This window comes from Paenibacillus sp. FSL F4-0087, from assembly GCF_038020215.1.
GTDB classification, from domain to species: Bacteria; Bacillota; Bacilli; order Paenibacillales; family Paenibacillaceae; genus Paenibacillus; species Paenibacillus taichungensis.
Genome location: NZ_JBBODJ010000001.1, coordinates 2,665,012 through 2,685,187, shown reverse-complemented (window position 1 = coordinate 2,685,187; position 20,176 = coordinate 2,665,012). Strand labels below are relative to the sequence as shown.

General features: G+C 46.8%; 19 protein-coding genes and 1 riboswitch. Of the genes, 9 read left to right on the top strand and 10 right to left on the bottom strand.

The features are described from left to right. Nucleotides 1-180 precede the first annotated feature (180 nt). Nucleotides 181-1,275: a hypothetical protein gene (locus MHB84_RS12590; protein ID WP_076292207.1), complete on the top strand. Its 1,095-nt coding sequence runs from the start codon at nt 181-183 to the stop codon at nt 1,273-1,275. Nucleotides 1,276-1,359: 84 nt separating this feature from the next. On the opposite strand, the gene MHB84_RS12585 is transcribed toward MHB84_RS12590, so the two are convergent. Continuing rightward, nucleotides 1,360-1,929 carry a GNAT family N-acetyltransferase gene (locus MHB84_RS12585; protein WP_076292206.1) on the bottom strand — a complete coding sequence of 190 codons (570 nt, stop codon included), beginning with the start codon at nt 1,927-1,929 and terminating at the stop codon, nt 1,360-1,362. 34 nt (nt 1,930-1,963) lie between these two features. After that, entirely contained in the window at nt 1,964-2,464 is a 501-nt protein-coding gene (gene tadA / locus MHB84_RS12580) for a tRNA adenosine(34) deaminase TadA (protein ID WP_076292205.1), read from the bottom strand. Between the two features lie 335 nt (nt 2,465-2,799). On the opposite strand from tadA, the gene MHB84_RS12575 reads away from it, so the two are divergent. Together MHB84_RS12575 and rluF are read left to right on the top strand one after the other, a co-directional pair. Then, complete coding sequence (locus tag MHB84_RS12575; protein WP_076292204.1) at nt 2,800-5,139, top strand: PAS domain S-box protein; 2,340 nt, start codon at nt 2,800-2,802, stop codon at nt 5,137-5,139. An 18-nt stretch (nt 5,140-5,157) separates the two neighbouring features. Further along, entirely contained in the window at nt 5,158-5,859 is a 702-nt protein-coding gene (gene rluF, locus MHB84_RS12570; RefSeq protein ID WP_076292203.1) for a 23S rRNA pseudouridine(2604) synthase RluF, read from the top strand. Nucleotides 5,860-5,990: 131 nt separating this feature from the next. Here the strand turns inward: rluF and motB are convergent, their stop codons facing one another. Beyond that, nucleotides 5,991-6,806 (bottom strand): flagellar motor protein MotB, encoded by an 816-nt coding sequence (gene motB / locus MHB84_RS12565; protein ID WP_076292202.1) that lies wholly within the window; start codon nt 6,804-6,806, stop codon nt 5,991-5,993. Next, nucleotides 6,793-7,593: a flagellar motor stator protein MotA gene (gene motA, locus MHB84_RS12560; RefSeq protein WP_024628803.1), complete on the bottom strand. Its 801-nt coding sequence runs from the start codon at nt 7,591-7,593 to the stop codon at nt 6,793-6,795. Before motA ends, motB begins: the two co-directional genes overlap by 14 nt. A gap of 234 nt (nt 7,594-7,827) precedes the next feature. Here motA and MHB84_RS12555 point away from each other — a divergent pair, with 234 nt between their 5' ends. From MHB84_RS12555 to rbsK, 3 genes are all read left to right on the top strand, one after another. After that, nucleotides 7,828-8,121, top strand: a complete 294-nt coding sequence (locus MHB84_RS12555; protein ID WP_063567630.1) for a hypothetical protein — start codon at nt 7,828-7,830, stop codon at nt 8,119-8,121. 253 nt (nt 8,122-8,374) lie between these two features. Further along, a complete protein-coding gene (locus tag MHB84_RS12550) occupies nt 8,375-8,671 on the top strand; it encodes a 4a-hydroxytetrahydrobiopterin dehydratase (protein WP_064641360.1) in 297 nt (98 codons plus the stop codon). 45 nt (nt 8,672-8,716) lie between these two features. Next, nucleotides 8,717-9,703: a ribokinase gene (gene rbsK, locus MHB84_RS12545; protein WP_076292201.1), complete on the top strand. Its 987-nt coding sequence runs from the start codon at nt 8,717-8,719 to the stop codon at nt 9,701-9,703. Between the two features lie 330 nt (nt 9,704-10,033). On the opposite strand, the gene MHB84_RS12540 is transcribed toward rbsK, so the two are convergent. From MHB84_RS12540 to MHB84_RS12520, 5 genes are all read right to left on the bottom strand, one after another. Further along, nucleotides 10,034-10,393: a c-type cytochrome gene (locus MHB84_RS12540; RefSeq protein ID WP_063567633.1), complete on the bottom strand. Its 360-nt coding sequence runs from the start codon at nt 10,391-10,393 to the stop codon at nt 10,034-10,036. Between the two features lie 150 nt (nt 10,394-10,543). After that, the gene (locus tag MHB84_RS12535) at nt 10,544-11,038 is read right to left on the bottom strand and encodes a GNAT family N-acetyltransferase (protein WP_076292200.1); all 495 of its coding nucleotides are present in this window, start codon (nt 11,036-11,038) and stop codon (nt 10,544-10,546) included. A 397-nt stretch (nt 11,039-11,435) separates the two neighbouring features. Further along, nucleotides 11,436-11,906, bottom strand: a complete 471-nt coding sequence (locus MHB84_RS12530; RefSeq protein WP_076292199.1) for a C40 family peptidase — start codon at nt 11,904-11,906, stop codon at nt 11,436-11,438. 3 nt (nt 11,907-11,909) lie between these two features. Further along, nucleotides 11,910-12,047, bottom strand: a riboswitch (cyclic di-AMP (ydaO/yuaA leader). Nucleotides 12,048-12,299: 252 nt separating this feature from the next. After that, the gene (locus MHB84_RS12525) at nt 12,300-13,142 is read right to left on the bottom strand and encodes a hypothetical protein (RefSeq protein WP_076292198.1); all 843 of its coding nucleotides are present in this window, start codon (nt 13,140-13,142) and stop codon (nt 12,300-12,302) included. Nucleotides 13,143-13,152: 10 nt separating this feature from the next. After that, nucleotides 13,153-15,144, bottom strand: coding sequence for a M1 family metallopeptidase (locus MHB84_RS12520; RefSeq protein ID WP_076292197.1), 1,992 nt, complete (start codon nt 15,142-15,144; stop codon nt 13,153-13,155). Nucleotides 15,145-15,245: 101 nt separating this feature from the next. On the opposite strand from MHB84_RS12520, the gene MHB84_RS12515 reads away from it, so the two are divergent. Then, nucleotides 15,246-15,749: a YwhD family protein gene (locus MHB84_RS12515; protein ID WP_076292196.1), complete on the top strand. Its 504-nt coding sequence runs from the start codon at nt 15,246-15,248 to the stop codon at nt 15,747-15,749. A 144-nt stretch (nt 15,750-15,893) separates the two neighbouring features. On the opposite strand, the gene MHB84_RS12510 is transcribed toward MHB84_RS12515, so the two are convergent. Next, the gene (locus MHB84_RS12510) at nt 15,894-17,972 is read right to left on the bottom strand and encodes a transglycosylase domain-containing protein (protein ID WP_076292195.1); all 2,079 of its coding nucleotides are present in this window, start codon (nt 17,970-17,972) and stop codon (nt 15,894-15,896) included. Between the two features lie 298 nt (nt 17,973-18,270). On the opposite strand from MHB84_RS12510, the gene speE reads away from it, so the two are divergent. Both speE and speB read left to right on the top strand, forming a co-directional pair. Continuing rightward, nucleotides 18,271-19,098, top strand: coding sequence for a polyamine aminopropyltransferase (speE, locus tag MHB84_RS12505; RefSeq protein ID WP_064641349.1), 828 nt, complete (start codon nt 18,271-18,273; stop codon nt 19,096-19,098). Between the two features lie 14 nt (nt 19,099-19,112). Next, on the top strand, nt 19,113-19,982 hold the full coding sequence (speB, locus tag MHB84_RS12500) for an agmatinase (RefSeq protein WP_024628791.1): 870 nt from the start codon (nt 19,113-19,115) through the stop codon (nt 19,980-19,982). Nucleotides 19,983-20,176 lie beyond the last annotated feature (194 nt).

The window sequence follows — 20,176 nt, the reverse complement described above, 5'->3', positions numbered from 1 at the left end:
CGCGTTCATACATGATTTAGAGGAGGACATCATTGATATCTAAAGCTTACATAGGTCTTTGTAGCCAATTTAGAGAGTAAAGCTCACAAATTTCCCAAATCGTGTTTCCGTTTCAGAATAAATGGTATATCATTGATATTGAATTATTTTTTTGGGGTTATCACGAGAGGAGAGAAACAAATGACTAAACGTATGGGGGCGCTTCTTCTTACGTTGCTGTTAACCGTATCCATGGCACTGACAGCATGTAGTAGCAAGCAAGAGCCAAAAGAGGCATTGAAGACGGCGGCAGCCAATGCTTCCAAATTGACTTCGTATGAGATGAGTTCTAACTTCACTATTAATGAATTGAGCTATAAAGCTGCAGACGAGTCACAACAGGATCCAACGATGTCTCAGTTTATGAGTATGCTGAAGGATGCTCAGTTGAATGTAACTGGCGTATACCAAAGCGAGCCAATGCAGACCGAAATGACGGTAGGTATTGAGCTTAAAGGCGATATGGGTATGACATTTACCATTCCAATGGTTATGACCGCTGAGAAGTTATATGTTAAGGTACCAAGTATTCCGTTCTTCCCGATTCCGGAAACGGTTGTTAATAAATTCCTGGAGCTGGATCTGAAAGAACTGGCTGAGCAAGAAGGAACGGAATGGAATCCAAATGCTATGGATGCAGCGAAAACACAAAAGCTGAGCAATGAAGTTATGGATGCGGTCCTGAGCGAGTACGATCAGGATAAATTCTTTAAAAACCTGGACGTGAAGGATGCGCAGCTTCCAGAAGGTTTGGATGCCAAGCAAGTCGTTCAATTTTCAGTCAACAATGACAATGTGAAGGAAGCTGTTACTGTTCTGGTCACCAAAGCATTGCCAAAAGTATTGGATATCATTTCTAAAGAAGAGTATCGTGACATGTTGCAAATGAGTCAGGAAGATATCAACAAAGCTAAAGAGGATCTGAAAATCACTGAAGCAGATCAAGCTGAAATGGCTAAAGATCTGGATCAGTTGAAAGATACACTGACCATTAACCAGTTCCACATTGATTTTGCTTTGGACAAAAAAGATTTCCCGGTATATCAAAAATTGGTTGCTGATCTGTTGATTAAACAACCTGATACCAAGGATGAAGTTAAACTTGCTTTCACGGGTTCGAACACGTACACCAAAATTAACGAGAAGCCAGCATTCAAAATCAATATTCCTACTGGCGAAGACGTCATTACAATGGATCAGTTTGAAGAACTAATGAACGCATCTTACGGATACTAAGTTCTTAGATCCATTAGTTAAAGCAAAGAGCCGCTCGACCTTAGGGTCGAGCGGCTCTTTGTATGTTGTTCCATGTTTGTTCAATTACTGTAAAGATTCACCCAAGTCCTCGGCCAGCACAGCATAGATCTGATGATCCTGATACTCTCCGTTAATTTTGAGATATTTACGAGCAATGCCCTCAGCTTGAAAGCCATTCTTCTCCAAAACACGTTTTGAACCCGTATTGGATAATAGAATGGCCGCTTGAACACGATTTAACTTCAGAGCACGGAAAGCATAGGATACAGCGAGTTTCACGGCTGCGGTCATTCGTCCTCCGCCTTGGTAATCTGGATGGATGAAGTATCCCATGTCTGCATAATTGGCAACGCCCTGAACGACATTGTTCAAGCTAACTTGACCGATCAGAATACCGTCGTCGATTGTAAAAATTCCGAATTGATAACCTGTTCCTTCCTCAGCCGCCTGCATTCTGTCCTGAATGCGTCTGGTTTGTGCATGCAGCGTATAGAACTCATCATCCCGGATAGGCTCTACAGCTTGGTAGGGTAGACGTGTGATTTGAATAAGAGCAAGATACGCCTCTGTATCTTGTGGAGTAAGTAAACGGAGACTTATTCCCTTTGGTGTGTCGTATAGTGTAAGCGGCATGGAATGCACTTCCTTTCCAGATGGATGTAAGATTCTATTTTTTGCGTAAACGTCGGAAAAATTGAGTCAGCATGGTGGAACACTCTGGTTGCAAGATGTCAGCTACTACTTCGGTTCGATGATTAAAACGAGGTTCCTGCAGCAGATTCATCAGCGTTCCTGCGCATCCGGCCTTGGGGTCTGCGGTACCATATATCACTCGAGGCACCCTGGATTGCACAATGGCACCTGCACACATGGGGCATGGCTCCAGTGTGACGTACAGACTGCAATCCAGCAGTCGCCATGCACCGATGGCTTCACTGGCCTGCCGGATGGCTACCATCTCCGCATGTGCTGTGGAATCAAGTGTCGTCTCACGCAAGTTATATCCACGACCGATAATGCGATTATGTTGAACAATTACAGCCCCGATCGGTACTTCCCCGAGTGCTTCTGCTTTGTACGCTTCAGCGATGGCTTCACGCATCCAGTGCTCATGCTGAGCCTCCTCCGAGAGATGTGTAAGATCAGATTGGAGAACGTCATCCTTCATTAAAATGTAAAACTCCTTCCAAAGAGCATTTTGTGCGGCGAACAAACATTCGTTTGTTAACATGTTGTGTATAAGTCTGTGGATAACCAACGAGTTGCTCACATAGTTATGAACATACTATCCACATGCCTGTGGATTTGTGTATAATTTTTAGAGGTTATTCCCATTGTAGGCATGGAAATGACAAAATACAATTGATTTCGCGTTTTTCAGCCAAGCGGTAACTTTTGGACAAGGGTCAATTATCCTTTTCAAATAGACATACAACAGTTATGATGGATATAGGTTTTGCCATATATCGCCAGAGGGTACAAGCCGAGAGGTGAACGAAAAAGTTGTCTATTAAAACGAAATTATCCATGATTATGTCGTGCTCAGTGCTCGTCATTTTAGTTTTAAATATAGCACTGAGTTATTATACTACAGAAGAGAATCTAAGGCAGGACAGCGAAACCAAGATGGTGCTTACTGCCAAACAGATTGCAATCGCTGTCGAACAGAGTCAGTCCAGTTCAGAATATGTAAAACGACAAATTGGGAACAATCTATGGCTGGCCTCAGTAATGGCAGCGGAAGAACTAGACCCGAATATTAATAATATCACAAATGAAGACCTGGTTCGCATGAGCGAAAAAGTTGGTGTTTCCCACATTTCATTGATGGAGCAAACGGCTGATGATATTGTGGTTACCCGATCTTCCGATCCAAAGGAGATTGGATTATCTACCAAATCCATGACGTACTGGTATCAGGCATTTAAACAGCTATTCGAAAACCATCAGGTTACGATTTCACAAGGACAGAAATTAGACCATTTTTGGTCGGATGGATTCGAATATTCTACATCCAATCCGTCAGATGTTGATATCTGGGGTTACTATCATGATGGGAAGAGGAATTACATAATCAATCCCTTCTATAATAATGCCGCTGTTGACGACTATGTGAAGATCTCTGGTCCAGACGAGATTTTGAATAAGATTCGTGAAGTGAATCCTTCAATTCTGGAGATTACAGGCATCAATCCATTGACCTTCGGTAGCTCGAGCATGAGCAATGACGGAAGGGATACGAATCACAACAAGTTGAATAACAGGCCAATTCGTTTCGGTACCTATCAATATGGTGCCGCAGAAGAGGATCACAAGGCAGTCGTACGGGCCATTCGTACTGGGCAGAATGTATCCTTTGTCAGTGAAACTCATGAACAGAAGGTGCTCAAAAGTTTCATTCCGATATTCACCCCCAATGAATCATCTTATGTGATTAGTATTGTCATGGACTATAAGCAAATATCCTCCATGGTATCGGAACAACTGGTTAGCCATGCCTCCATTTCACTTGTGTTGCTGGAGATTGTGATCTTTGGCAGCTATTTGCTCGCAGGTTACATTACACGTCCAATTCAATCTATTCTGGGCAAAGTGAATGATGTGGCAGATGGCCATTTTGATTTCCGTCTAAAAGTGAGAAGGAAAGACGAACTGGGCCAATTAGCGAATCGCATTAATGCCATGATTCGTAATTTGGGCCATTATACGAATCGTCTGAAACAGATGTATGAAGAAAATCGTGCGGTAAAAGAGCATTTGGAATCGATCATTAACCAAACCGCAGATGCGATTCATATTACGGATCTGGATGGAAATGTTCTGCGGGTAAACCGTGCCTTTGAGCAGTTGTACGGCTGGCGCAGTCGTGAAGTAGAAGGCCGTAAGTTAAAAATTATCCCTCCTGGTACTGAAGAGGAGATGGAAGAGCAGCATGCCCAGTTGATTGAGGGTATGTCAATTACGTCCAATGAAACGACATGGATGAAGAAGGATGGTAGCCGTGTCGAAGTCAGCGTGAGTACAGCACCAGTCCGGGATGAAGCAGGCGAGATCACAGCACTAATCAGCGTATCAAGAGATATTACCAGCCGTAACCGTATGGAGGAACTGCTCAGACGTTCCGAGAAACTGACGACGGTTGGTCAGCTGGCAGCAGGGGTTGCGCATGAGATACGTAACCCTCTTACGACCCTACGTGGGTTTCTTCAGCTCCAACAAGAGACGAACAAGCTTAACCACCGGCACTTGGACTTGATGCTGTCCGAGTTGGATAGAATTAATCTTATTGTGGGTGAGTTTCTGATACTGGCCAAACCACAGGCGGTTCATTTTCAAGAACGGGATATTCGCTTCATACTGGGAGATGTTATATCATTACTGGACAGTCAGGCGCATCTGCATGGTGTTGAATTTGTATTGAATGCTTCATCCGATTCAGCTATGGTACACTGTGAAGAGAACCAGTTGAAGCAGGTCTTCATTAACTTGCTGAAGAACGGCATGGAGGCCATGCCAGACGGAGGTAATATTCGAATTAAACTCAATCATGACGAAGAGAATAGTCGGGTTCGGATTGAAATTAAGGATGAAGGCACTGGAATTCCAGAAGAATTGATGCCTAAGCTGGGGGAACCATTCTTTACAAGCAAGGAATCGGGAACAGGGCTTGGCCTGATGGTCAGCCAGCGCATTATTCAATCACATAAGGGCATGATGGATATCAAAAGCGTCATGAACAAGGGAACGACCGTCATTATCGAGCTACCTGCTTCCCAACAGCAACCGGAGAGTATGGAGGAAGAGCATAAGACGGACAATGAACCTACAGACGAAGAGAACTAGATGAGGTGAGATTACCTTTTGCGTATTAATAAATTTATCAGTGAAACGGGTTTTTGTTCCCGTCGAGAAGCCGACAGATTGGTGGAAAGCGGGAAAGTAACGATTAATGGAGTCAAGGCCGAGCTGGGCAGTCAAGCAGAAGATGGCGATGATGTAAGAATTAATGGTCAACCTATTAAGGAAAAACGGAAACACGTATATATTGCACTCAATAAACCTGTCGGAATAACGAGTACAACCGAACAGCACATTCAAGGGAATATCGTTGATTTTGTAGGGCACAAAGAGCGTATTTTCCCCATTGGACGCCTGGATAAGGATTCGGAAGGTTTGATTCTTATGACCAATGACGGTGATATCGTCAATCGAATTTTGAGGGCAGAAGGACGTCATGAGAAAGAATATATTGTCACCGTGGATCGTGCGGTAACGCCGAGTTTCTTAAGAGGCATGAGCACAGGAGTCAAGATCCTTGGCGAAATGACGCTGCCTTGTACGGTGACTCGTATATCAGAGCGGGTGTTCCGCATTATTCTGACAGAGGGAAAGAACCGTCAAATTCGCCGGATGTGCAGTGCATTTGGCTATGAGGTTCGGAAGTTGAAGCGGATTCGTATTATGAACATTCATCTCGGTGAACAGGCCACAGGGAACTGGAGAGAACTAACGCCCGCTGAAAAGTCGGAACTAAGCAGTTTGCTAGATTATAATATGGAATAAATGATGATATCCAAAGCGCTGCTTTCCCTCAAGGGAAGCAGCGCTTTTTCATATCAGTGGATAGAAAAAAGTCACTCCCCTGTAATGAAGGAGAGTGACTTAAGCATTACTTTGCTACAACGAACAACTCTTTAGTTATCTTTTCCGACTGCTTTCACGGCCGTGTTGTTACTCTGATATTTCCGGATAATCGAAACTTCTACCCGACGGTTTTGAGCTCGTCCAGCATCTGTTTGGTTGCTAGCGACTGGGTGATACTCTCCATAACCGCTAGGTGTGAACTTCGAAGGGTCCAGCGCCTCATTCAATAACAGAATTTTGAGGAAATTCAGTGCTCGATCGGCACTCAAATCCCAGTTATCCTTATATTGGCTGTTCGAAATGGGAACATTATCAGTATGGCCAGACACTACGACTTCATATTCCGGAAACTCCTGCAGCATGCTCGAGATGGCTTTGGCCAGCGAGCGTGACTCTGGTTTAACATCAGCCCGGCCTGAGGAGAACAGGGCGTTATCACTGATCGTGATTTTGAGCTCAGACTGATTCAGCTTCGTATTCAGCTGATCGGAGAGACCGTTTTTCTGAATATATTGATCAAGCCGTTTCTTGAGTTTCTCCAGATCTTCCTGTTCTTTCTGAGCCATCTGCGCATCTGTAATCTGAGCGGCTGTCTTCTTGATATCTTCAGGCTGCTGTTTGTTCTTACCCAAATCTATAGTAGATTCTGTAGGGTTCATGGAGGTATGATCCAGTACACCCGAACCACCATTCAATGCGCTGCTCAGTGCGGAAGCCATCTGTTCAAACTTCGTTGCATCTATAGAGCTCATAGAGAATAATGTGATAAACAGAGCGAGCAGCAACGTCATCAAGTCAGAGTAGGGAAGCAACCAACTCTCGTCTATATGTTCTTCATGCGGTTCGTGTTTTTTAGCCTTTTTCACCTGATGAGCCCTCCTTCTCTTCCAACTGTCTACGTTCGGAAGGTGTCAGGAATACAGATAATTTTTGATTAATGGCAATGGTGGATACACCAGATTGTATGGATAACAAGCCTTCAACCATCATCAGCTTGATTTCCATCTCTTTTTTGGACATCCGCTTCAGCTTATTGGACATTGGATGCCACAACACGTAACCACTAAAGATACCGAGAAGTGTCGCGATAAACGCCGCTGCAATCGCATGCGAGAGCTTTTCCATATCACTGAGATCGGCAAGCGCTGCAATGAGACCTACAACGGCCCCGAGTACCCCGAGCGTTGGTGCGTACATACCCGCTTGGGCGAAGATCAAGGCACCGCCACGATGGCGCTCTTCTGTAGCATGAATATCTTCCATGAGTACATCACTTACAAATTCCTGATCATTTCCGTCAATAATCATACGCATACCGCCGCGCAGGAACTGATCATCAATATCTTCGACTTTCGATTCAAGTGCAAGCAAACCTTCACGACGGGTGGTGGAAGCCCAGTCCATAAATGTGCCGATTAGAGAAACACGGTCAATCAGTTGTTGCTTTTTGAACAGTACCCCAAATAGCTTGGGGATTTTTTTAACTTCAGACATGGGAAATGCCATGAAAATAGTTGCTGCCGTACCAACAAAAATAATAACGTAGGCTGCCGGGTTGTTAACCAGGTTGATAAGGGGCGCACCCTTCAGGAACATACCCACTACAAGTGAAACCAGCCCTAAAACTAGTCCGATAATCGTTGAAATTTCCATCATACACCTCATCCATGAGATAAAATTGAATCCTTTCAAGCGGCTTTATTCGGGCTTCCGGACGAACGTTACACCGCAATCCGTTTAATGTTAGGCATCCTTTAGGGTTGCAGAAACAGTTAAAACGGTCATGTATAGTATTTATCGACCAGATGGCCTTTTTTTTTAAGGGTTATTTTCAGGTATAATAAGATCAAATCTGCTCCTTAGGGGCTAAATAGGAGTGAAAAGCCAATGGGCGTAAAGCATGGACGAGATTATGAAGGAATATTGACAGATTTGACAGAGGCTATAGGACGAATACCGGACCGCTATGTTTTCTTTGAGATGGATGAGGAAGAATGGTCACGCCTTGGTGTAACAGAGCAACTTGAAGTAGATGAGGCGCTCGCTGAAGATCTGTTCTATGCACTGGGTGAGGAGTCGGTCATTCCGGTAGGAAGTGGAGTGGTCATTCATGACAAGGATCAGCACCGAATTCATATCTTAATTGGGGAAGAAGAGCTGACTTTTGTACCGCTCATTTAGTATGTACCCATAAGATATTTGGCATGGAAACCTGAGTTGGAGAATCTCCCTAAAGCCTTATGGTTAGTGGATCTAGCGCCATTTGTACTATTGGAATTTGAGGCTTGTCCGTGGTAAGATGATAGTCATGAAACGGGCGAACCGCAGGGCGGTGGACCTATGCGTTTGGGTTGCTATGGGTAGCACCAAAGGTTTCGGTGGCAGTATGGACAGTTGTCTATGATGAGCCATCATATGGGGAGGAAGATAACGTATGGTTTTTACGCAAGAGGAAGTCGAAGCTCATCTGGGAAGGCTGGAAGGCTGGGAACTGGAAGAGGGACGATGGATTGTCCGCAAGTTCGTATTTTCCAACTACATGAAAGGGATTGCATTTGTGGATGAGGTCGCAGCGATTTCGGAAGCATTCAATCATCATCCTTTCATTACAATTGACTATACAACGGTCACACTGCGTCTCACGTCATGGGATGAAGGTGGCATCACATCTGTAGATATTAAAGAAGCGCAACAATATAATGAGGCTTTTGAGAAAATGAGGTCGGAATAACCTGGATCGGTTATTATCGCACTACCGGAAATGAGTGAAACATACATGTCAGACGATAATCAGAACAAACCTCTTATTGCTGTCGTAGGCAGCCTTAATATGGATCTGGTGGTGAAGACGGACATCATTCCTGAGGAAGGCGAGACGGTGAGCGGGGAGGAACTGCACTATTTGGCCGGGGGCAAAGGCGCCAATCAGGCGGTTGCTGCTGCACGACTGGGCGGACAGACAACGATGATTGGTGCGGTAGGTTCGGATGGTTTTGGTGAACGCCTGCTGCACAGTCTAATGGAAAGCGGGGCGGATGCCTCGCAAGTTCGCATTCTGGATGATACCGTTACAGGTACGGCCTCCATCTGGCTCTCCAAAGGAGATAACCGGATTATTGTCATTCCTGGAGCAAATGGGCAGGTTGTGCCTGTGATGCTGGAAGAGGCGGATACGTTAAAAAGCCTGACTGCAGCCGCAGCGGTGCTGCTGCAGCTAGAGATCCCGCTGCCCGCGGTCACCCGCGCCGCCCAACTGGCGGCTGAAGGCAGCGCATTGGTGGTGCTCAACCCGGCGCCTGCGGTGCCGGGTCTGCCCCAGGAGCTGCTGCGGTGCGTCGACGTTGTCACGCCGAACCGCAGCGAGCTCGCCGTGCTCACCGGCCGGGATGATCTCCGGCCGGAAGACGTGGATGCGGCGGTCGCAGAGCTCGCCGCATCCCTCGGGGCCGCTGTCGTCACGACGCTCGGCCCCGAGGGGGCTGTGTACGCGGCAGCGCCTGGCGGCCGCGTACAGGCAGGGCGTGCCGGCGCGTGCCGTGCGCCCGGCTACGCCGTAAGCGCCGTCGACACGACCGGCGCTGGCGATTGCTTCAACGGCGCGCTGGCAGTAGCCCTCGCGCGCGGAGAGACGCTGGACGCGGCGGTAAGCTTCGCCATGGGCGCAGCCGCGTTGTCCGTGACGAAGCTCGGCGCCCAGTCCGGGATGCCGTCCGCACGTGAAGTGCAGGCTTTCCTTGCCGAGCAGAAGGCAAAGAGCCAGTAATCGATGCTTGCTTTAGCTGAATCAGAGGCCGGAGGGCAGGCAGGATACGCTAATGCATCTAGATAGCCACAGCATAGTGGATATTTTCATCGGAGCATCCCTGAAATGAGCAAGAGGCTCTTACTTCCCTGTACGGGAGAGTAAGAGCCTCTTCTCTGTATAACCATTGATAAATCCAGCAACCCTGCAATACGAATACGGGTTGCCTACGTTGTGCGTCTAGCGTCAGCATGGTTTAGAGCATGCATAAAGAGCAAGAGGTGACTAAGGCCACCCACACTCAATATACATGAACCGCCACAAACTAATCGCCTTGAAAGACTTCTTCGATTACTTCTTCTCCGCCAGCCACATCGCAATATTCGCGATTTCTTCATCCTTCAGCTTGTCTTTGAACGAAGGCATACCGCCACTTTTACCTTTGACAATCGTGGTATAAATCTTCTCCACATCGTCCTGGCTACCAATCTTCTGCAGACTAGGGCCCATACCCCCTTGAAGCTGATCACCGTGGCAGGTAATACAGTTGGCTTTGACCAGTGCCTCAGCCTGTCCTGCATCCATTGTAACTTGCGGCATCGTCGGTTTCGCTTCTTCTGCAACTTCCTCTTTCCCTGGAAGCGTAAACATTAGTACAATAGCTAAAGCGCACGCTGCAAAAAATACCCCGCTCATGATCCATTTGTGCATCCCTTATGTCCCCTCCAGAATGAAAGATCATCTAACTTGAAACTATCCATATCATTATAACGGAACCTGTAGTGACATCATAGCATTTTGTGGTAATTTTTTGAACTAATCACATAACCGGGGACTTTCTAGGGTGATTTTAAGCTCTTTTTATCCGCGTGGACCTTCATAGACCATACAGTAGAAGGGCTTCAAACCGCTTGGTGTCTGTCGTTCGTATGTATCCTGCGTAACAAATCCGGCTTTGAGATAGACGCGAATGGCCCGGTCATTCCAGGTCAGAACTTCCAGATCGATTTCGTTTGCAGGGTTCCGGCGAATGGCTTCCTGCACAATGGCGGAGACAAAAGCCGTTCCTTGACCATGACCACATCGTTCCGGGTGCATGCCAAGCCCAATGCGGGTGACACCTTCAAGTGGGAAGTATTGAGCGAAGCCGCAAATTTGTTGATTCTCTCCCAGCACCACCACATATTGTTCCTTCCGCAGCTGGGGATCGCCGAATTCTACTTCGAGTGCTTTCATCTGCTCCCAGGGTAGCCAGCTATAAATATTATAAGGCGGGTCATACTGCCAATTGCAGATGAGCTCCGCATGTTCTTCTTGCATGGGCACAACGTGAAACGTCACAGGGGCTTCATCCATACAACTGCACGCTCCTCTCATTGTGAACAAGCTATAATGATTCTGATTTGTCCATATACATATGTCATTCCATATCTAAGCTTGTTTCCACTCTACAAAAGAGGCGTTCATTTGGCAAGTCCTCGTTTTTGAAAAAAAAGTGAAACAAAAGTTCCGGTAATTTCGTTTATATTATAGTGGGATGGGTAAAAACATTATAAGAGCACGGACAAAGCAACGAAAATTAGCTTTTTAAAAAAAAGTTAAAGTTAGGTTTGATAGCTGTCCCGAATACGTTAAAGGAAACGAAGCACAAAAAAACCGCCGGATACATTCCTGCGGAGAATGTACCAGACGGTTCTATTATGCTTCGTTACAGTAGTTTTATTGTTACAGCATGACGTTGCTCAGCTTGTCCCTAGTCGATGGCCAATGTCTCATATGCGTCCGTGCTCATAATGCGTTTAGCGCCAACATAGCGGTTAGCCCAGTAGCTTTCGCTTAATGCACTGATTGTAACTCCTTTGGAAGAAGAGGAGTGTGCAAACTTTCCATCCCCTACAAAGATCCCTACGTGTGAGACCCCTTTGCCCGTTGTATTGAAGAATACCAGATCACCTGGTCTCATTTCCATACGGGATACTGAATCACCCATGTCGAATTGCGAGCTCGATTGGCGAGCCAGATCAATACCCAGCTTGTCGAATACATAACTTGTGAACCCAGAGCAGTCAAAGCCGTTAAGCGTTGTTCCTCCGCTTTTGTATGTAGTTCCCATTGCTGAATCAATGACTTGGTCCATTTTTGAATCTGCGAATGCGCTGCCTGCTCCAAGCGATAATGCGAATGTGATGCTGAGTACAGCTGCGGTTAATTTCTTCTTAAACAAGAGATATACCCCTTCCAATGCCTGCGAGGTTAGCTTAAGGATTCGGTTGAAGGTCCCCTATGATCCCTCTGTTGCAAGATCAATTCACCCATAACTGGTTCCCCCGCTTCCCAGGTGCTAGGAATTTGGCTATGCTAGTTATGCACCTGCGAAATCAAGAAATGACGATTAAATTTTAAGTAGTTACAAATATGAAGGTAAAGATTACAAAGTTGTTACTAAAAACTCACTGCGATTATTGTAACAGAGGTATATCACTTTGGCAACGTTTAACAGCAAAATTAGCAAAAAAAACCTCGACCTTTGACGGGGAAAGGTCGAGGTTTGCTTGTTTAAAGGTGTTTGATGAAAACAACTTTACATATAGATGGTAACCATTTTTAACTGTGCACGTTAATCCTTGACCGAGTTGGACTGCCATAACCGGAAATGGGCGCATATCTTCCATAAGCTCAGCAAGCACCGGGCAAGTGGATACGTCTGTTGTAGTATAAGACCAGTTAAGCCCGTTAGTAACCATGAAGCTGAAGTGAAGGCGCCAAAGACCAGGAGATGAAGGCCACCCAGCAGTACGGCAATGCCAATTAGAGTGATGACCTGGCGTAGTGCAATCCATAGAGCTTGAAACGTACCACGTGCTCCGCCTTCCCCATCAGGAGCCGAGATACCAAACTGCATGTACAGCAGGACATGATGGATAACCCACCCGTATACAATCCAACCAGCAACATAGGGAATACCAGGCAGGAGCAGATGGAGGGAATGAAAACCTTCCATAAGGATGGAATAAAGTTTTGGTGCGATCCAATAAGCCGGTAGCAGCAGCAATAGGGTGCGAATAGTGTGGAGCAGAAGCATTGGTTTCCACAAATTTTTGATGCCGCGAATGAATGGAATGCGCTCTTCCGAATGATTATAATGCTGGAGCGAGTAGAGCAGCCCTGCCTGAATGAGAGGGCTAATTAGCATCCGTAGCAGCAGCATAGCCCCTAAAATCCATAAATAGCGATGGACCTCTGGATTCATTGTCAGGCCGAGTTGGCTCTCCATTTTGAATAAAATTGTACTGAGTTCCCCTGCATCAGGGTCGGGATAACGCAGGAGTAGCGGAACCACAGCTGATTGAACCATTCGATAAAGAAAGTATCCCCATACTAATTGATAGAGAAATAAGAGTGCTGCAATGAACATATGCTGACGGACGAGAAACCAGCCTTCACGTATTTTCGCTTTCACTGTATCCACCTCACCATGACAGACTTCCGAATATGGCTTCTATAAGTTTGGTTGCACTCATGCTCCAGCGGGATTTGGTTGGCTCATCCAGTCCGGCTTTCAGAAAATTGTTCATATGATGGTTCTCCAGCACAATCGTGTACAGCGGATCAGTCATGGCCCAGGAAACAGGGGAAGTATAGGTCAGTTTGTAGGTAATGCGCTCCTCGCTGCCATCCCATTCTTTCGTCATGGTTTTCCCATCTTCGAACATAATTCGAACAGGCACCTTCTTATATTCACTGCCTTTTTTCTGGACTGTAATGGATGACTCGTACAACGTTTGACCGTCTTTCAGGGTAGGATTGATTGTGATCTTCTCCACTGCAAAGTCAGCCATGCCGTCACCGTATACATATTGATTAAAATAATCGGTCCAGGAGGTACGGGTTACTTGCTCCACGACCTTTTGAAAATCAGACGAAGTAGGGTGTTTGAAACGGTATTTCTTTACATAGGTCGAGAGAATACGCTCCATCGTTTTGGCACCAACTTGTTGTTCTATCCCGAGTAATACAAGCTTGCCTCGTGTGTATACGTTGGCGGCATATTGATTCTGGGAATCGAACTTCCAGGAGTCCTGTGTCAGAGAGGCTGGAGAAGTAATGAGACCTGATTGTACAGGCAGATTCGGGATAAGTCCGTATTCCTGTTCCATCACTTTGTCTTCTGCATAGGAGGTGAATCCTTCGTCCAGCCAAGCCTCCTCAAATTCATTACTGGCGACCATGCCGTAAAAATACTGATGCCCAATCTCGTGCACAACCGTGCGTTCCAGATCGTAACCAGGTGTAGAATCATCCGCACCGAAAGCGGTGACCAAGGTAGGGTATTCCATTCCCCCTGCGCCATTCCCCGATTTGGGCGGGACAACGATGGACAGTGTGGAATACGGATAAGGGCCAAACCACTTGCTATAATTGGATAACGCTGCTTTGGCGGCGTAGAAATAACGTTCCTTCAGGTCCTCATGAGCAGGGTCGAGATACAGCTTGATTCGGACGCCTGGCACATTGGGAGCAGAGAAGGGTTCTTCCGCATAAACAAAATCAGGAGAGGCTGACCAGGCAAAATCATGCACATCATCGGCATAGAACTGATATACTTTTTCGCCGTTCTTCACAACAGCTTGCTGGGTTGGGAATCCAGTAGCAGCTACTTTGTATGTTTCCGGTACCCGAATACGCACACTATAGATACCGAAATCGGCATAAAACTCTGAATTGCCGTGATACTGATGCAGATTCCAGCCTTCGGTCGTCCGACCTCGTGTGCCTACTGGCTCATATACGCTAAGTTTAGGGAACCATTGACCTGCCATAACAAAATGATCTGCCGTTCCCATGCGGGCAAAAATCTTCGGTAGCTTGACCTCAAATTGGGTGTGAAGCGTTATGCTTTCACCGCCTTTAACGGGTTTGGGCAGCCGTACCTTAATGAGGGTAGTATCTTTCATGTTTCCGTCATCCGGTTGCACATATTGCATCCGATGCAAGAGAGAAAGCCCGTCCTCTGTTTTCATTTCTGTAATATGCATAGAACCATAACCGTTCGTGGGCATAACATCACCGCGAAGTTTCCCCCCGGATTCTTTCATAAAAGTGGTGTCAGCAGAAGAGAAGGCATTGGGATACATGTGAAAATAAAGCTCGCTGACGGTTTTCTTACCTGGATGTGTCCAGGTTATCGTCTGAGTCCCTTGCAATACATTTCCGTCTACCAGCTTCACATCCATGTGATATTCCACTACGCGGTTGCTGAACACTTCAGCTGTAGGTGTCTGTATACTTTCCGGAGATGTTTGGGTTTTGACGGGTGCCGTAGGCTTGCCCGATTCCGGGGCGAGCGCAGGCAAGTCAGAATGAATGGAACGTGTGGAGCCCAGACCAAGCCATATCCCCCCGGCAACTACACACAGGGCTATAATTGCGGTGAGCCAGCTCTTGGCGCGTCGTGGAATCATCGTTAAATACCTCCCGTTGACAAGCATCTACAGCATGTATATGTTTGCATTGGAGCGATTATTAGTTAAAATATTTGTATCAACCCTTGGAGGCTATAAACATGGACCAAAACGAGCAAAACGGCAAAAAACAGATTGCCTTGAATATCGTTAGTGCAAAGAGCAAACACAAAGGCTTCGGTGCAGGTTCCATAGATCTGAACAACCTTTCTCCAGTTATTATTGATAACGGAGAAGCCAAGATCGATATTGGTGCGATGCATGCAAAGAGCAAAGTGGAGCGCAACATCAAGTTCTCAACCAACCGTGAGGACGTACCCAATGGACGCCAGGTATGGCTGGTATGGGTAGCTGTGGACCGTAACGAACAGGGGCAGTTCTATGGTGGAGCAACAGCGTGTGAGATGTGGATTGATACAGAAGCGCGTCGTGGATGGAAACTGCTGGCCGAACATGTGAACCGCATGGATTATGCCATGAAGCGCCGGTTCATGCTGGATGACCTTGGACCTGAGGATCGCGCGGCACTCAAGACGTTATTGACTACGCATAACGAAGAATGGTGGAACGCTTCTCCGGATGAATTGAAAGAAGCGCTCGCCTAATTTATGAATGTTCAAAGTTGTTCAAAAAAAAGAAGCAAAAGCCCCGGGACCGAGATGATCGGTTCGGGGTTTTTGCTTCTATGCTAAAATTAAATTTTACAGAAGCTGACGCAATTACGTCATTACGCATTTACGTCACTTTGGTTACTCCACCCACCAGCGTTTGAAATCCTTCCACCAAGAATGTTTCTCTTCCTGTATTCCCTGCTGGTTTTGCACTTCGCGACTGTCTTTATCATTCTCTGAACCCGAGTCGTCTGAAGCGCTGCGACAGACCTCGGTCGGTTCCGTGCCATCAATAAAAACTTCCAGCCGTTTCTCGGCGCAGCCATTGCCAGCCAGTTTGCCGGATTCGGGATCGATATATACACTGACGACATTATCCGGTACGGTGAAAATCTTCGGTGGAACACTGGCGAGGGCCTGTTCCGTAAACTGGGCGAACATGGGTGCCGCCCGACGCCCGTCAGATGTGGAAATGGCTTTGCCTTGATCGTAACCGACCCAGACAGCCGTTGAGAGCTCTGGAGTAAAGCCGACTAGCCAAGCATCCGTATTGGTTGTCCCCGTTTTGCCGGCGACAGGTCGCTTAATGGTTGCTGATACTCGATTACCCGTTCCACCATTTTCGAACACACTTTCCATCAACCGTGTTAATACATAAGCGGCAGCCGGTTCAACAACCCTCTCGGCCTTGGTCTGAGGTGCTTCATAGATGACTCGTCCTGCGGCATCCGTCACTTGCAGAATGGCTACAGGAGGTGTTCTTTGCCCACCTGCGGCGATAGCGGAGAATGCTGAAGCCATCTCCAGTGGACTAACGGGTGAGGTGCCAAGTGCAAGGGAAGGTACCGGGCTCATGTTGCTCGTAATCCCTAGGTTTTTGGCCATTTTCACCACTTGTTCAGGTCCAATCTGCATAATCGTATTTACCGCGTAGATGTTGTCCGAAGCGGCGATAGCCTGTCTCAGATCAATCTCACCTAAATACTTGTCTCCGAAGTTACCAGGCTTATAGGTCTTGCGATCATTGTCATAATGAAACAGGGTCGGCTCGCTTTTAAACATGGATGCACTGGTGAGCTGTTTCGATTCCAGGGCAGCCAGATACATAATTGGTTTAAAAGCAGATCCCGGCTGGCGTGTAGTCGCCAGTACATGGTTAATCTGATTGGTGCGGTAGTTTTTGCCGCCCACCATCGCTTTGATATAACCGGTTCGGGGATCGATTGATACCAGCGCGGTTTCGAGCTCGCTTTTGGCGTCCATACCTTTGGCTACGGCGTCTTCCGCCGCTTTTTGCACACGCAAATCCAGCGTGGTGTATATATTCAATCCTCCATGATCCAGCATCGCTTCGCTGATCCCCAACTCCTTGATGGCCAGATTACGGATATAATCGCGGAAATAAGGTGCACTTTCCACAGTTTTGCGTTCACTTTCCGGTTTAAACGAAAGCATTTCCTCATAAGCCTTGTCTGCTTCCGCTTGCGTAATTTTGCCGACGTCAGCCATGGCATTCAATACAACCTTCTGTCGGTCCTTGGCGTTCTTCATATGATTATATGGAGAATAGTAGGTCGGCCCCTTTGGAATCCCTGCAAGCATGGCACTTTCGGCAAGCGTCAACTGTTTGGCGGATTTGCCAAAATACATCCGTGAGGCTGCTTCGATCCCGTAGGCGCCGTGACCGTAATAAATTTCGTTCAGGTACATCTGCAGAATTTCATCCTTGCTGTATTTCATCTCCAATTGTGCCGTGTACATGGCTTCCTTGGCTTTGCGGGTCCATGTCTTTTCATGCGATAAATACAAGTTGCGTGCGAGCTGTTGGGTCAGTGTGCTTGCTCCTTGGGACATCTGCATATGTTCCAGGTTGACGAGTACAGCCCGTCCCATCCCTCGGATGTCGAAGCCGATATGATCATAGAACTTGCGGTCCTCTACAGCAAGTGTAGCGTTAACCAAATCAGGTGAAATATCTCCCAACTGTACGGGTACCGAGTCTTTGCCGCCTGCCGAGAAAGTGGCAATGACTTCCCCCTGGCTGTCCAGCAGCCTGGAATTGCGGTCGGAGTCGGCCAGTGGCAGGCTGGTGGCGTATAGATAGACCAATGCTGCTGCCGTGGCGATTAGGCCGAGAATAGCGAGCAAAGCTAGGCTTTTGATGACTTTCCATGTGCGGAACCCGCGTTTGCGGGTCTTTTGGCTTGATTGGGTCATGGAACGGGCTCCTTTCTTTTCTTTCCAGTATGGGAATTCAGTGACACGGATATTCAATTCGCCCGTTCAACGGTTTAAAATATAGCTTTTTTGCAGAAAAAAACCGTTTTGCAGTATAAACGTCAATCGCGTATAATGCAAAAGGGTAATGAAAAGTAACAGTTCGGCACAACATACAATAGGCAAGGAAGGTCGAACAGTACCCATTGTCAGCGCTTGGATTCTTTGATTAGTCAGACGCTATGTACGCTCTGGTCAATATAATCTATATAAACTTTACGGAAAGAAGGTAGAGATTATGGAATTGTGGTTTACGGAGAAACAGACCCCCGCATTCGGAATCACCGCGAAGATTAAACAGACCTATGTAAGCGAAAAGACGGATTTTCAAGATCTGGCTATGGTAGAGACCGAAGAATTCGGCAATATGTTGCTGCTTGACGGCATGGTGATGACGACGGTGAAAGACGAGTTCGTTTATCACGAAATGGCGGCTCACCCTGCGCTGAATACACATCCGAACCCGAAAAAGGTGCTGGTTGTCGGTGGCGGTGACGGCGGAGTTATCCGTGAAGTCATTAAGCATGCTGCTGTAGAAAAAGCAGTTCTCGTCGAAATCGATGGGAAAGTGATTGAATATTCCAAAAAGTATCTGCCTGAAATCGCCGGTAAGTTGGACGAGCCTAACGTTGAAGTGCTGGTGAACGACGGCTACATGCATATTATAGAGCATAAAAATGAATACGATGTAATCATCGTTGACTCCACAGAGCCTGTAGGTCCGGCTGCTCCGCTGTTTGAACGCGGTTTCTACCAAGGTATCTATGAAGCGCTGAGAGAAGACGGGATCTTCGTTGCTCAAACGGACAACCCGTGGTTTAAAGCGGATCTGATCCAAAAGGTAAACAAAGACGTTAAAGAAATCTTCCCGATCGTACATGTGTACGGCTGTAATATCCCTACGTATCCAAGTGGTCTGTGGACTTTTACAATGGGTAGCAAAAAACATAATCCGCTCGAGGTGGACGAGACGCAGATTCCAGAGATGGATACGAAATATTACTCTCCACGTCTGCACAAAGCGGCGTTCGTTCTTCCTAAATTCGTGGAAGACCTTACGAAATAAGGAGGAATAATTAGATGAAATTGGATCAAGCTTATTCAGGTAACGTGTTTATTTGCAGTTCAGAGGATTATGAGAACTCCAAAGCGGTCATTTATGGTATGCCGATGGATTACACCGTCAGCTTCCGTCCAGGGTCCCGTTTTGGTCCTTCTCATATCCGTCAGGCGTCGGTTGGACTTGAAGAGTACAGCCCTTACCTGGATAAAAGCATTGTGGATATGACTTACTTTGACGCTGGGGATCTGCTTTTGCCTTTCGGTAACGCAGGACGCAGTCTCGAAGTCATCGGAGAATACATCGGTGGCCTGCTGGCTGACGATAAATTCCCGATTGGTCTCGGCGGGGAACACCTCGTCACTTGGCCTGTCATTCAGCAAATGTACAAAAAATATCCCGACCTTATCCTGATCCATATTGATGCACATGCCGACCTTCGTGAAAACTATGAAGGCGAGCCATTGTCTCACTCAACGCCAGTGCGTAAAGCAGCTGAACTGATGGGTGGCAAAAATATTTATCAGTTCGGGATTCGTTCCGGCTCCCGTGAAGAGTTCCAATTCGGACGGGAGAACATCAACTTCTATCCGTTTGAAGTGGCAGCTCCGATGAAGGAAGCTCTTCCGAAAATGGGTAACCGTCCGGTGTACGTTACAATCGATATCGATGTACTTGATCCATCTGCGGCTCCGGGTACAGGAACGGCAGAAGCGGGCGGTATTACGTCCAAGGAACTGCTTGAAGCGATTCACATGATCGCAGGATCAGATGTAAATGTGGTTGGTTGTGACCTGGTTGAAGTAGCGCCGATTTACGATCCTACAGAACAGACACAAATTGTGGCTGCGAAGATGATCCGTGAAATGCTGCTTGGATTCGTGAAGTAATCGCAAAATAACAGCGTCCTCTGTCTGCGTCAGGTTGAAGCCTGCGTAGGAGAGGGCGTTTTTTTGTGATTGCCTCCTGATCTCATTCGTGAAGTATAGGGTGATTGGGTTCGACCATATACTAAAAAAGAGCCTCCACCGCGCCAACGGTAAAGACTCTTAGGACCGCGAAAGACTGTGGATTGCCCCGGCGT

Excerpts from the sequence above, each read along its gene's own strand:
- MHB84_RS12555 (WP_063567630.1), top strand. The coding sequence starts at position 7,828 with ATGGGCGTAAAGCATGGACGAGATTATGAAGGAATATTGACAGATTTG.
- rbsK (WP_076292201.1), top strand. The coding sequence starts at position 8,717 with ATGTCAGACGATAATCAGAACAAACCTCTTATTGCTGTCGTAGGCAGC.
- MHB84_RS12510 (WP_076292195.1), bottom strand. The coding sequence starts at position 17,972 with ATGACCCAATCAAGCCAAAAGACCCGCAAACGCGGGTTCCGCACATGG.
- MHB84_RS12540 (WP_063567633.1), bottom strand. The coding sequence starts at position 10,393 with ATGCACAAATGGATCATGAGCGGGGTATTTTTTGCAGCGTGCGCTTTA.
- MHB84_RS12590 (WP_076292207.1), top strand. The coding sequence starts at position 181 with ATGACTAAACGTATGGGGGCGCTTCTTCTTACGTTGCTGTTAACCGTA.
- MHB84_RS12515 (WP_076292196.1), top strand. The coding sequence starts at position 15,246 with ATGGACCAAAACGAGCAAAACGGCAAAAAACAGATTGCCTTGAATATC.
- MHB84_RS12585 (WP_076292206.1), bottom strand. The coding sequence starts at position 1,929 with ATGCCGCTTACACTATACGACACACCAAAGGGAATAAGTCTCCGTTTA.
- MHB84_RS12520 (WP_076292197.1), bottom strand. The coding sequence starts at position 15,144 with ATGATTCCACGACGCGCCAAGAGCTGGCTCACCGCAATTATAGCCCTG.
- speE (WP_064641349.1), top strand. The coding sequence starts at position 18,271 with ATGGAATTGTGGTTTACGGAGAAACAGACCCCCGCATTCGGAATCACC.
- MHB84_RS12550 (WP_064641360.1), top strand. The coding sequence starts at position 8,375 with ATGGTTTTTACGCAAGAGGAAGTCGAAGCTCATCTGGGAAGGCTGGAA.
- tadA (WP_076292205.1), bottom strand. The coding sequence starts at position 2,464 with ATGAAGGATGACGTTCTCCAATCTGATCTTACACATCTCTCGGAGGAG.
- speB (WP_024628791.1), top strand. The coding sequence starts at position 19,113 with ATGAAATTGGATCAAGCTTATTCAGGTAACGTGTTTATTTGCAGTTCA.
- MHB84_RS12535 (WP_076292200.1), bottom strand. The coding sequence starts at position 11,038 with ATGGATGAAGCCCCTGTGACGTTTCACGTTGTGCCCATGCAAGAAGAA.
- motA (WP_024628803.1), bottom strand. The coding sequence starts at position 7,593 with ATGGAAATTTCAACGATTATCGGACTAGTTTTAGGGCTGGTTTCACTT.